At 62.1% G+C, this 12,247-nt stretch carries 9 protein-coding genes and 1 tRNA gene; 4 read left to right on the top strand and 6 right to left on the bottom strand.

Features of this window, described 5'->3' with window-relative positions; genetic code table 11:
* Positions 1-13: 13 nt before the first annotated feature.
* A complete protein-coding gene (locus ACNJX8_RS03420) occupies positions 14-334 on the top strand; it encodes a hypothetical protein (protein ID WP_091887339.1) in 321 nt (106 codons plus the stop codon).
* Between the two features lie 180 nt (positions 335-514).
* On the opposite strand, the gene ACNJX8_RS03415 is transcribed toward ACNJX8_RS03420, so the two are convergent.
* Entirely contained in the window at positions 515-1,093 is a 579-nt protein-coding gene (locus ACNJX8_RS03415; protein WP_439362067.1) for a hypothetical protein, read from the bottom strand.
* 192 nt (positions 1,094-1,285) lie between these two features.
* Here ACNJX8_RS03415 and ACNJX8_RS03410 point away from each other — a divergent pair, with 192 nt between their 5' ends.
* Positions 1,286-4,150 (top strand): penicillin-binding protein 1A, encoded by a 2,865-nt coding sequence (locus tag ACNJX8_RS03410; RefSeq protein WP_439361797.1) that lies wholly within the window; start codon positions 1,286-1,288, stop codon positions 4,148-4,150.
* Positions 4,151-4,160: 10 nt separating this feature from the next.
* Positions 4,161-5,180 (top strand): hypothetical protein, encoded by a 1,020-nt coding sequence (locus ACNJX8_RS03405; RefSeq protein WP_439359625.1) that lies wholly within the window; start codon positions 4,161-4,163, stop codon positions 5,178-5,180.
* Positions 5,181-5,371: 191 nt separating this feature from the next.
* On the opposite strand, the gene ACNJX8_RS03400 is transcribed toward ACNJX8_RS03405, so the two are convergent.
* Positions 5,372-5,448, bottom strand: a tRNA-Arg gene (locus ACNJX8_RS03400).
* 129 nt (positions 5,449-5,577) lie between these two features.
* Here ACNJX8_RS03400 and ACNJX8_RS03395 point away from each other — a divergent pair.
* On the top strand, positions 5,578-5,931 hold the full coding sequence (locus ACNJX8_RS03395) for a hypothetical protein (protein WP_439359624.1): 354 nt from the start codon (positions 5,578-5,580) through the stop codon (positions 5,929-5,931).
* Between the two features lie 61 nt (positions 5,932-5,992).
* Here the strand turns inward: ACNJX8_RS03395 and ACNJX8_RS03390 are convergent, their stop codons facing one another.
* From ACNJX8_RS03390 to ACNJX8_RS03375, 4 genes are all read right to left on the bottom strand, one after another.
* Positions 5,993-7,963, bottom strand: a complete 1,971-nt coding sequence (locus ACNJX8_RS03390; RefSeq protein ID WP_439359623.1) for a sigma-54-dependent Fis family transcriptional regulator — start codon at positions 7,961-7,963, stop codon at positions 5,993-5,995.
* A 201-nt stretch (positions 7,964-8,164) separates the two neighbouring features.
* On the bottom strand, positions 8,165-9,358 hold the full coding sequence (locus tag ACNJX8_RS03385) for a serine hydrolase domain-containing protein (RefSeq protein ID WP_439359622.1): 1,194 nt from the start codon (positions 9,356-9,358) through the stop codon (positions 8,165-8,167).
* Between the two features lie 82 nt (positions 9,359-9,440).
* On the bottom strand, positions 9,441-11,075 hold the full coding sequence (locus ACNJX8_RS03380; protein WP_439359621.1) for a flavin-containing monooxygenase: 1,635 nt from the start codon (positions 11,073-11,075) through the stop codon (positions 9,441-9,443).
* Between the two features lie 289 nt (positions 11,076-11,364).
* Positions 11,365-12,246, bottom strand: coding sequence for a LysR substrate-binding domain-containing protein (locus ACNJX8_RS03375; RefSeq protein ID WP_439359620.1), 882 nt, complete (start codon positions 12,244-12,246; stop codon positions 11,365-11,367).
* Between the last annotated feature and the right edge of the window lies 1 nt (position 12,247).

Here is a 12,247-nt window from a genome sequence, read left to right as displayed (position 1 = left end):
ATGGAGGCATCCAATGATCCACGCTACTTGCCATACAGCCGATAATGTCCGCTGCATCGAGTTCGATGCCACACCCTGGTTCAGCGAGGCTGACGCTCCGAGCATTATCGACTTGGCCCAACGCGGATGGGCCAGTACCGCGATTGCCGATTCCCTCGAGGGCCGACGCGGATACGAACGACTGCACGACCTCGTTGAGTATGCGGCGAAGCGGCTGCAATCAGAATCCCTGGAGGACCCGACCTGGGAAACCTTCGAGTGCGTCGTCGACGGACCGGAGGCCGTGGCCTGGCTCGAGAAAAACCGACCCGACGTGGTGACAAGGATCCGGTAAGCCATGAAAAGCGCTGCAACGGCGACGCTTGATTTTTGCGATTGCAAACGAAAGAAATGGCGCTCCCTGGGGACGGGCCAGAAGCGAGTGATCTCAGTGAACTAAAGAAACGTTTGGGCAGCAACAGCCTTATTGCCAGGCACGGTCGCTACGACTGCAAATCAATTCAGGCGTAAAGCTTCACTCATCCAATTTCTTGTTCAGTTCAGGATCGAGCTTGGTCCGGTCGACAGACTGATAGAACGTGATAGGTCTGCATTTTCCGTCGAAATCCGCGAGGACGACGGCCGTCCAGGGACTCGTGGTCTCGCCCGAACTATCGCGGGAGTCCGGCATGACCTTGCGAGCAGCGACGACATACCAAGCGCGACCAGCCGTTGCCGCCTTCGCAGCCGCAGCGAACTCATCCAATATTCCGCGCAGATTTTTGCGCATTTCTTCTTCCGTGTCGCCGCGGAGGTATTTTCGAGACGACTTTCCCGCCTCCCCGTACTCATGCTGAATGTTCAACTGCAGTCGGGCATCGTCCACTTCGATCTTGGTCACCCGTGTCACCGCTCCGCCTTCGCGAAGATAATCCCGCACCCGGACGTCGCAGGCCAAAAATCTGTCCGTGGGCGGCTGAGCGACGCTAGCTGCAGGGGAGACTGCGGCAAGTGTCCTGGTGTGCTTTTTTCGAGGAGCAGCGTCCGCAGGCATCGTGGCGATGGCGGCGCTGAGGAGCGCCACGGCGAGCACGACTGGAAGACGGGTATTCATGAGTGCGCTGCCAATTCGGTCTTTCTAAAACGCACGGGCCTCGGCGTTGGTTCCGCGGCGCGGCCAGGTCGGAGCAATCATGAAGGACCGGAGAAGCGGGCGGCGGCTCCTCAGGAACTTTTTCCTCAACACAGTCTTGTTTGTTATTGTTCTACGACCTTGCGGAGGCGGCTTTTCGACCATCGGCCGGTCATGGACTCGATACTCATCAAGATCTTCGCCACGGCGCTTGCCTTCAGCCAGGTCACTACCCGGCCGGATGGGATCAAGACGGAGTTCGATGCGGTGCGCGACCGCTTCGAGGTGGCGGAGCTTTTGAGTGCCGGCTGCGCCCACATGCGCAAGGCTTTCGACATCGAGGACATCAACCTGGACGATCTGATTGCCACCGCCATGGATGACAAGGAGGCGTTGAGCAGCGAGATCAAGGCGCTCAAAGGACTGAATCTGGCCGACCTCCAGGTGGCCTATAGGCAGTTCTGCAAGGTCGAAAACGTGCAAGACTCTCCGGTCGATCTCGGTCAGGTCATCACCTTCTACAACAGCGCGGTCAAGGATCTGCCCGACGCGGCGCAGCTTGAGCAGCTCAGGCTTTCTGGCACCAGCGAAGTCCTCGACAACAAGGGCGAGCAGCTTGCTGAGATTTACGCGCCTAACAACCGCCGCATCTCGGTCAAGCTTGCGGATATCCCGGAAGCGGTACGCAACGCATTTATCGCCGCCGAGGACAAGCGCTTCTTCCAACACGCCGGCATTGACGAGCGCGGACTGGTCCGCGCCTTCATCGGCAACTTCACGCACCCGGGCCGGCCGCAGGGAGGCTCGACCATTACGCAGCAGGTCGCCAAGAACCTGCTGGTTGGTAACGACATCACTTACGAAAGAAAACTGCGTGAAATGATCGTTGCCTCGCGGATGGAGCGCGCCCTGACCAAGGCGGAAATCCTCGAGCTCTATCTCAACTCGATTTATCTCGGTCGCGGAGCCTGGGGCATCGAGATCGCGGCGCGCAGCTATTTCGGCAAACCGGCCAAGGCGCTCTCCGCCGTCGAGGGCGCCCTCCTCGCCGGGCTAGCCAAGGGACCGAACTACTTCAACCCCGACCACCACCCCGAGCGCGCGCGCGAGCGTCTTGCCTACGTGCTCGGCCGCATGCGGGACGACGCCATGATCGACGACGCCGCGGCGAAAGCAGTATTGCCACAGCTGGTCGAGTACCGGCCGACGCGACGGGACTTCGGCTTTCACTTCGTCGATCACATCGCCCGCGAGGCAAAGTTGGTCGCGGGCCTTGAGACTCTCACCAACGCCTCCTACACGGTGCGCTCGACCATCAACTCGGCCTTGCAGCGCGTAGTCGAAGCGACATTGCAGGAGGGCCTCGCGCGGTACGAGCTGAATACCGGCCGCTACAAATTTGAGGGACCCGAGGCGAACATTTCCGATGCCGTCCGTCGCATTGCGACAGACCTGAAGGCTACGGAACCGGCTTGGCTCGCGGCGTTGAAGGCGACACGGCTACCTCTCTACGACGTTCACTGGGACTCGGCGGTCGTCCTGGAGAATGCGCGTGGCAAACGTGGCCACGCGATCAACGTCGGTCTGACCGACGGAAGAATCCTGCCGCTGAACACCTGGAGCGCCGCGATCCAGCGCGGCCTCAAGCCGTACGATGTGGTCTACGTGCAACTGCGCGAAGCCAAGGGCAAGGAAGCGGCGCGTGCCGATCTGCGTATTCGACCGAACGTGCAGGGAGCGGCACTCGTACTCGGGAACGAAACCGGCCGCATTCTCGCGATGGCGGGCGGCTTTTCGTATCCGGCAAGCCAGCTCAACCGCGTCGTCCAGACCCTGCGCCAACCCGGCTCCACCTTGAAGCCGCTGACCTATCTCGCTGCCCTTCGCAAGGGATTGCAGCCCAACACGCTGGTGATGGACGAACCCATTACGCTGACACCGATCGGCGCGACGGTCCACGCGCGCCGGGGCGATTTCTGGTCGCCGAAGAACTATGACGGCGGCGCTTTGGGTGCCATTACACTGCGGCGTGCGCTGGAAAACTCCCGCAATCTCGCCACCGTGCAACTGCTCGCGTCCGGCCTCGACGACAGTGCCGAGCGAGGCCTCGACCGGGTCTGCGAGCTCGCGATGGAAGCGCAGCTCTACAAGGACTGCATGCGCTACTACCCGTTCGTGCTCGGTGCCCAAACCGTGCGGCTCATCGACCTTGCGGCGTTCTATGCAGCGATCGCCAACGAGGGCGCCCGGCCCCGGCCCCATGCGATCGAAACGATCGAACAGGACGGCCGACCAATCTACCGGCACGATCCGCGTGCGGTGGACTGGATCGGCTCGGCCGACCGAGCATCGTTTTACCAGTTGAAATCAATGCTGCAGGGCGTGCTCGCGCGCGGAACCGCGCGCGTGGTGAAGCATCTTTCGCCCTTTGTCGGCGGCAAGACTGGTACCACTGATAATGCGGTCGACGCCTGGTTCGTCGGCTTCACAAATGACGTTACCATCGCCATCTGGGTCGGCTACGACAACAGCGATGGCGGGCGCCGCTCCCTTGGCAGCGGCCAAACCGGATCAAAAGTGGCGCTGCCGATGTTCGAGCCGATCGTGCAGGCGGCCTGGGAGCTGCACGCTCCCAAGATGGCATTGAACGGCCCTTCGCGCGAAGCACTGCGTCAGCTCGTTCCCCTGTCGATCGATCCCCATACCGGCGATCCTTCACCGCCCGGCTCCGGCCGCGCTTTCACCGAGTATCTCAAGAGAGATCCGTCGGGCAGAATCGATGATACGCAATTTCGGATCGTCTCGCGTGCAGAAAGCTACGCCCATCGTGGCGGCCGTGACGAAGACGACGGGCCATTCCAGCAGTGGTCCTACGACAACCGCCATTACGGCGATAACCGGTCGCCCTTTCCATTCCCGACCTGGCGTCTTGGTCCGCGCGAATATCCCTCCTGGCGCGGACCTCCCGATGACGAGGACCGCCTCCCGCGACCGCCGCTCCGAGTCGATCCCGATTATTTCTGGCGGCGGCTGAATTGAGCATTGACCCATGAGACTTCACCTGAGACTTCACCGTGCCGCAGTCCTCATCGCCGCCTGGCTGGCCGCTTGCACAGGTGCGGTCGCGCAGGAATTCCAGCTGGAGGACGTGGCCGCAGTCGCCAGCATCCCGATCGCACAGATCAAACCGCACACCGTCATCTTCGCCGACCAGCGCAACGATAAACTCGCCGATTCCTCGACCGAGCTCATTCCTTTCGACGATTGGGCCCGCTCACGTCCGGTTCAGCGGCGCTTCCTCTCGCTCTTCCCGAGCTTCGTTGAGCCCACGCTCAACCAGCAAACGAAGCTGAAGCTCTCGGTCTACCAGGCGGAGGCCCGGTTTCGACTTCCAAGACCGGCAGTGGCATTGGATCTGTCGCGGTATGCGAATGTCGCGTTCCTCGAGCAGATCGATCGGGCAGTCAAGCACTGGCCGATCACGGCGGCCGATGATGTTCCCAGCAAGGACGCGGGCGCCGCGCAGAACCGTCCGCCGGATCGCCGCTGGTGCGAGGACGCGAACGCGATCTGCGTGCGGTCCCGCTACGTGTTCGAAGGGAAAATTCCGGCGGGCATTCAGCTTGCCAACAAGCTGCGCGAGGAGAGCAAAAAACCGATTCCGGATTTCATCGAGTTCCTGAGTGAGATCATGTTGGTCACGCAGCCGCGCCTTGCCGAGCTGCCGACCCTGACAGGCCTCGACTCCACAGTCACCAGCGCGCTCGAGCAGAACATCTTTTGGGTGAACCAGGTCATCCAGTTCGGCAAGCTGCTTGCGGTTCTGCAACAGCATCCGACCCAGCCGGAAGCCGCCATCGCAACGGTCTACATCCTGATTGCGGTCAGGAACGACGTGCTCAACAAGCAAAGGGAATACAGCAATACACCCGTTCTGCGAAACCTCGTGCCCGCGCAACTGCTCATGGGCAAGAGCTCCTTCAACAGCGGCGATTCGCTGAGCGCCGGCCTGCCGAAATACGCCAGAAGCCGCATCAAGGCGATCGCCAACATGATGGAGCGGGAATGAGTAGATCGTGCGCGGCAACGACAAATCGCGTTTGCCGTCGACAGGCGTCTGAGAAATCCCGAAGAACTGGCAAACAGTCTCCGAGCCAGGGCAAGACTCCTGCCCGCCACCCCTTGCAAGATCAGTTGATCAAGAGGCTGGCACTTCCGATCGGGACTCCCATCCCAAAATATCGCGGAATATCGTGCATCTGGCGCGTCCGGAACGATTCGAACGCCCGCCCCTCAAATTCGTAGTCTGATGCCCTATCCGGCTGAGCTACGGGCGCGTTTTCGCGAACAGCGATGGCGGGCTTGGCCCGCGACACCCGGTTCGTGAACCGGAATGGCGTGGAGGCCGACGAAGATGGGCACTCTTGCATCTTCCTGGCCTCCGCCTGTCCGATAGAGAGCGAAGAATGAGACGGCAATTTTTTTTGGTGATTCTCGTTGCGGCTCTGCCGATCCTGTCGGCGTGCGGGCAGCCGGTGCCGGACGACAAGGCCGCTTATGTCGGCGAGTGGCACGCGCAGGCGATGGACGTTGAGCTCACGAAGGACGGGACGGTCCGCTACAAGCGCGTCAAGCGCAACACCACGGCAGGCACCACCACGATATCGATCGACGCCCCGTTGCGGCGGTTCGAGGGCGACAATTTCGTCGTCGGCATTCCATTCCTTACGGCGACATTCGAGGTATCGACGCCACCGCACCAGGAGGCGGGGACATGGAAGATGGTGGTCGATGGCGTCGAACTGTCCCGCATTCCCTAGCCGGACTTTTCCGCCGGAAACCTGGCGGCCCACCCCCAATGCTCAGAGAACGGCCCTGGTTTCAGGCGGGGTCGTTTGCGGAGCCCAGGTCGGGACGAATGCCGTAGCGGCGCAGCTTGGCATAGACCGTGCTCTTGGCGAGACCGAGTGCGGACGCGGTGGCTGCCACATGACCATCGCATGAGCGCAGCGTGCGCGCGATGAGATCGCGCTCGGAAGATTCGGCGAGCGACAGGCCGTGGTCACCTCCGGCGCGCAATTCCGTCTGGGGGATGAAAGCGGGCAGATTCGAAACTTCGATCACGTCCCCGTCCCCGGTCAACATCAGGCTTTCGACCAGATTACGCAGCTCGCGCACGTTACCGGGCCAGTCATAACCTTGCAGGCGCGCAAGCGCCTGCGGCGTGAAACTGCGATCGCCGAGGCCATAGCGCATCCTTGCCTGAGCAACGAAGTGTTCGACCAGCATCGGAATGTCATCCGGCCGCTCCTTCAAGGGAGGCACGACGACCGGGACCACCGCCAGCCTGTAGTAGAGATCCTTGCGGAAGCGCCGTTCATTGACCTCGATTTGCAGCTCGCGGTTCGTTGCAGCGACGAGGCGGAAGTCCACCCTGCGCGTCGTGGTTTCGCCGATGCGGTTGATCTCGCCGCTTTCCAGCGCCCGCAGCAACATGGGCTGGAGGTCGAGCGGCAATTCGCCGATCTCGTCGAGGAAAAGAGTTCCGCCTGAAGCGGCTTCGATCTTTCCGGCGGAGCCGCCGCGACGCGCGCCGGTGAAAGCACCCTCCACATAGCCGAACAGCTCGCTGGCGAGCAGCTCGCGCGAGACGCTGCCGCAATTGACGACGACGAAGGGACGCTCGCGCCGAGGCGATGCCGCATGGATGCCTTGGGCAAATATTTCCTTGCCGACGCCGGTCTCACCAAGCAGCAGGACGGGCGCGGAGGTCGCGGCAACGCGGCGGCATGTCTCGACCACCGCATGCATCCTCGCATTGCCGTGGACGACGCTTGCGAATGCATGCGTCCCTTCGCGCGAAAGCGGCAGGCACGTCCTGCTCGCCGCCACCGGCTTTGGCGCGACCATGACCGTGCCGAGATGTTCACCCTGGTAGACCACCGGCCGCAGCCACTCCTCCTTGATCCAGGCCGGGCGTGACGTACCCCAGGGACGGTCATCGCTGGTCCCGATCTGAGGAAAGTCGGGCTGGCCCCGTGGCGCGCCGAGGTCGCGCATGATCTGCGCCATCTCGCCGTTGGCCTTGAACGGACGCCCGGCACTATCGAACAGCACCGTGTGGTGGCGGTCCGCGGCAGGCACCATCCAGAAGCACTGATCAAGCAGCCGGTAGCGGGCGTCCATCTCCATCTGGAGCAGATGTGCCTCGATGCGCGCGGCCGCCGAGATCGCCAGTGCGAGGGCCTGCCGTCCGTAGGAATCGGACAGCCCGGAAATGTCGATGGCCCCGATGACTGCGCCGTCGATGGGATCGCGGATGACGGAAGCCGAGCAGGTCCAGCGCTGGATCCCGGAGCAGAAATGTTCGGTGGCATGGACCTGAATAGCCTGGCCGGTCTGCAGCGCCGTGCCGATCGCGTTGGTGCCGCACGTCGCCTCACTCCAATTGCTGCCGGGCAACAGATGCGTCTTCTCCACGGCATTGCGCAGCGCGAGCCTGGTATCGCCTTCCAGGCGCAACACGATGCCATCGGCATCGGTCAGCACCATCACCGTGCCGGTTTCGAGCATGTAGTCGCGCGCCAGCGCCATGGTCGAAGCGCCGGCGTGGACCAGGCGGGTGCGCTTGTCGAGTAGGCGGTGCAGCCGGTCGTCGTTCATCGGCAGAGGCGCCTGGCTGCGCCGATAGTCCACGGCCGATTGCTGGCTCCGCCGCCAGGACTCGTTGATCGCGGGCCGAACGACCTGCCCGCCGGCGGCGCTTCCGGACATGAAGCGCTCCCAGCTGGTCAGGACGGCGCGTTCAATACCTGGATTGGCAAAGGCTTCCTCCGGTGTCTGCCCCAACACGCTTCCTCCTTTGACGCGCTGAGCGGTCCAAGATCTTTTTGTTGTTGGGGGACCCCAAGCTTTATCGCCTGATTTTGAAATCATTCCATGCTGAGGCGCAACTGACAACCGGATCAGGGCGCAACTTAGGCGCGCCTCCGACCGCACTGCGAAAGCCGTGAAGCCGAAAGGCGCGCCGAATGTCCTAACCTGACAACGCGCTTACGCGGCCTTGCGCCGGTGCAGGGCGTCGTAGAAGGCCGTCTCGAAACGCATATATCCGGTGAACGAAGCCGGGTCGCCGAACGGCAGGATCTGGGTTGCCCAGTAGCCGCCGAAGCCATTCTGCCGGTCGATCCAGTAGAACAGGTTTGCCAGGCCCGCCCAGCCGAGCGCACCCGCGGGGCGGCCCGTCGGTGCTTCCTCGTCATTGACCATGAACGTGAACGCCCACGATTTCGATTGACCCGGGAAGAACTCGGCATCGTTGGAGAGCGACTTGATCACGCCTGGCAGCGCCGTCACCTTGAGATCGCCGAGATGGTTCTTTTCCGCCATCTGCACGGTCTCCGCTTTCAGCACGCGGCCGTGCGGGCCATTGCCGTCGTTCAACCACATCCGGATGAACCGCATGTAGTCTCCGACCGTGCTGTAGAGGCCGTGCCCGCCCATATGGACCTCGGGGCTCGCCGGCAACTCGAAATCCATCGGCGTGAGCGAGCCGTCGGCGTTGCGGGCGTGCACGCCGGCGAGCTTGCTGCGGACGGCATCGCTGATCTCGAACGTCGTGTTCGCCATTCCGAGCGGCTTGAAGATGCGCTCGGCGAAGACCTCGCCCAGCCGTTTGCCGGTAATACCCTCGACGACCTGCCCCACCCAATCGATGTTCGTTCCGTACTCCCACTTCGACCCGGGATCGAACAGCAGCGGCGTCATGAGCGAGGCCTTGGACGAGGTGATCACGCTCGGTTGTCCGTGCTCGGTCGCCAGGCGCAAATAATTTTCGTTGAAGAAATCGTAGCCGAAGCCGCCGATGTGCAGCAGCAGCATGCGCGTGGTCAGCTCGCGCTTCGGCGCCCGCAGCCTGGGCTGGCCCTTGGCGTCGAAGCCGTCGATCACCTGCAGCTTGCCGAGATCGGGCGCGTATCTCTTGGCGGGAGCATCGAGATCGAGCCGGCCCTCTTCGATCAGCTGAAGTGCGGCGGTGCCGGTGATTGCCTTGGTGGTCGAGAAGATGGCGAAGCTCGAATCGGTCGTCATCGCCTCCGGCTTATCGGTCCGACGCTTGCCTGCAGCGCCTTCGTAGATGTTGCCGTTGCGATCCGTCACCATGGCGACGACGCCCGGCACACCGTTCGCGTTCGCGACCGTCTCATTGAGGATTGCGTCGGCGTCGACAGTGAATTCCTTGCGCATGTGTTTCTCCGTTCTGTGTTGGCGAGATGCAAAAAGCGAGGCCGCGCTCACGCGACGGATCGCGCGGCCCTGTTTGCGGTGCTTATTGCTTGGCGAAGCCCTGGTAGCCGGCGGCGGCGACTTCATCGCACTTCTTGCGATAGGTCCCGACGCCGCCGATGTAGGACAGCAGTCGGCGCGGCTTGCCCTCGACGTTAGAGCCCATGTACCAGGAGTGAGTCTTGGTCACGAGAGTCGCGCTCGCGATCTCGTCGTGATGGGCGACCCAGGCATCCTGCGCTTCCCGCGTCGGCTCGATGACGCTCAGCTCGTTCTTGCGCAGATAGCCAATGCAGTCGCTGATCCACTCGACCTGCTGCTGAAGACACGTCGTCATGTTGCACAGGGCGGTGGAGGGTGCCAGCGGCGCTCCGGTCGTGAACATGTTGGGATAGCCATGGACCTGCAACCCCATGGTGGTACGGATATCGCGGCTCCATTCGTCCTTCAGCGAACGGCCGTCGCGGCCGCGGATGTCGATGCGGGTGAGCGCGCCCGAGCCGGCGTCGAAGCCGGTCGCGAGGATGATGACGTCGAGATCGTACGTCGTGCCGTCGGCGAGCTTGAGGCCTGTGGGCGTGATCCGCTCGATCGGATTGTCCTTGACGCTCACCAGCTCGACATTCGGCTGATGATACGCTTCGAGATAATTGGTCTCGAGCGGAACGCGATGTGTCCCGAAGCCGTAGTCGGTCGGAATCAGCGTCTCGCACAGTTTCGGATCCTTGAGTCGCGCGCGCATCTTCCTGCGGACGAATTCGGAGATTTCCTCGCTGACGTCCTCCTCGAAGAACATCTCTGCGAACGAGGCGAGCCACAGCCGCAGCGAGCCCTCGTCCCAGATCTTCTCCAGCACCGCATGGCGCTGCTCGCTGGTCAGGTCCTTCCAGTTGCCGTTGGTGAAGTCGTACTCGAAGCCGGTGAAGCTATGGGGAAGCGTCTCGCAGAACTCCTTGAAGCGCGCTTTGTAGGCCTCGACCTCCTTCGGGCCGTATTTCGGATTCTTCATCGGGATGATGTATTGCGGCGTGCGCACGAACACCTTGAGGCTGCCGACCTCGCTTGCGATGGTCTGGATCACCTGGATGCCGGTCGCCCCGTTACCGACGACGCCGACGCGCTTGCCGGCAAGATCGAGATCCTGCTTCGGCCAGCGGCCGGTGTGAACGAGCTTGCCCTTGAACGTCTCCTGTCCGGGAAACACGGATGTCAGTGGCGCCGACAGCATGCCGGTGCACGTGATCAGGAATTGCGTGTCAATGACCTCGCCGCTGTCGGTGGTGATCGTCCAGCGCTGCGTCGCCTCATTGTAGACGGCGGAGGTGATCGTCGTGCTGAAGCGGATGTCCTTGCGCAGGTCGAGCTTGTCGGCAACATAATTGAGCCAGCGTTCGATCTCGGGTTGGCCGGGGAAGCGTTCGCTCCAGCTCCAGCCCTTGTAGAGCTCTTCGGAGAACAGATACTGGTAGATGTAGGCCTCGGAGTCGAAGCGCGCGCCAGGGTAGCGATTCCAGTACCACGTTCCACCGACACCGGTTGCCGCGTCGAACGCCTTGACCTTAAGACCCTGCTCGTCGCGCAGCTTATAGAGCTGATAAAGGCCAGCAACGCCCGTACCGATGACCACCGCATCGAAACTCTCGTGTTGACGCGCGGAGTTGGTCCTGTTCCCACTCATGCATTCCTCCAATCTCGCTTGTTGTCCTCCCCCCGCCGCAAGGCGTGAGGTGCCAGTGGGAAACGCAGATTGTGTGCCAGCCCCGACGCGCGGCTCTAAGCACTTGCGATGATTGAGTTTATGGTTTGCCGGCTGCGGCGCGGCGCGTTCGAAATTCGAACTGGGCGAGATGCGCGAGACCGAAATCCGATCGCGCATGCGCCTTCACGCTTCCGGGGGCGCCGTGCAACTCATCAGGCGCAGACGAGGCGGCCAACGCAGGATTCCGCGGGCCTGAGGCAAATTCCTGTCAAGTGAGCCGCAGCGCGTTCACGAGTGCAGCCAGCGCAGCAGGCTGATGCTGACGACTGGGGTAATACATGAAGAAACCGGGAATTGGCGGCGTCCAATCCTCCAGGACGCGGATAAGCCGACGCTTCGCCAAGTGCTCAGCGACCTGCTCTTCATAGGCGAGCCCGATGCCAGCTCCAGCGAGCACCGCCTGAATCACCAAGTGCGTATCGTCGATGATGAGCGGTCCGTTCACGCTGATCGTGACCGATTTTCGTCCTTGCTCGAATTCCCATCGATATGGACCGCTCGGAAGACGCAAGGTGATGCAGCGATGATCATTGAGATCCTTTGGTCTTTGCGGAATGCGTCGTGACGCGAAATAACGAGGCGATCCAACCACCGCCAGTCGCAAGTCCGGCGTGACCCGCACGGCGATCATATCCTTTTGAATGTACTCGCCGAGCTGAATACCGGCATCGAACTCGCCCGCAACGAGGTCTACGGGGCCGGTGACGGTGACAACGTCGAGGACGATGTCAGGATAGGCCTCGACGAATGCCGTCAGCTTCGGCAGCAATACCATCACCGCAGCCGACCGGGACATTACAATTCGAAGGCGCCCAGCAGGTCGCTGCCGAATGCTTCGGGCTTTGTTGAGAGCACGATCAATCTGCTCGAGCGCCGGAGACAAGTCGTTCAAAAGAGCTGCCCCTGCAGCGGTTGGCGCGACACTCTTGGTTGTTCGAGCAAGAAGCTGCAGCTCAAGCCGTTGCTCAAGTCTCCGGATCGTGTGGCTGAGAGCAGACTGTGACACGCCGAGCTTTACTGCGGCCCGCGTGAAGCTTCGTTCACTCGCGACGACTGCAAAGGCTGTCAGTTCGTTCAATTCCTTTCTCATG

It is taken from the genome of Bradyrhizobium sp. SPXBL-04, assembly GCF_051853035.1.
Taxonomy (GTDB): Bacteria; Pseudomonadota; Alphaproteobacteria; order Rhizobiales; family Xanthobacteraceae; genus Bradyrhizobium; species Bradyrhizobium zhanjiangense.
Note: the sequence above shows the minus strand (reverse complement) of the source record. Positions and strands in the feature narration are given on the sequence as shown.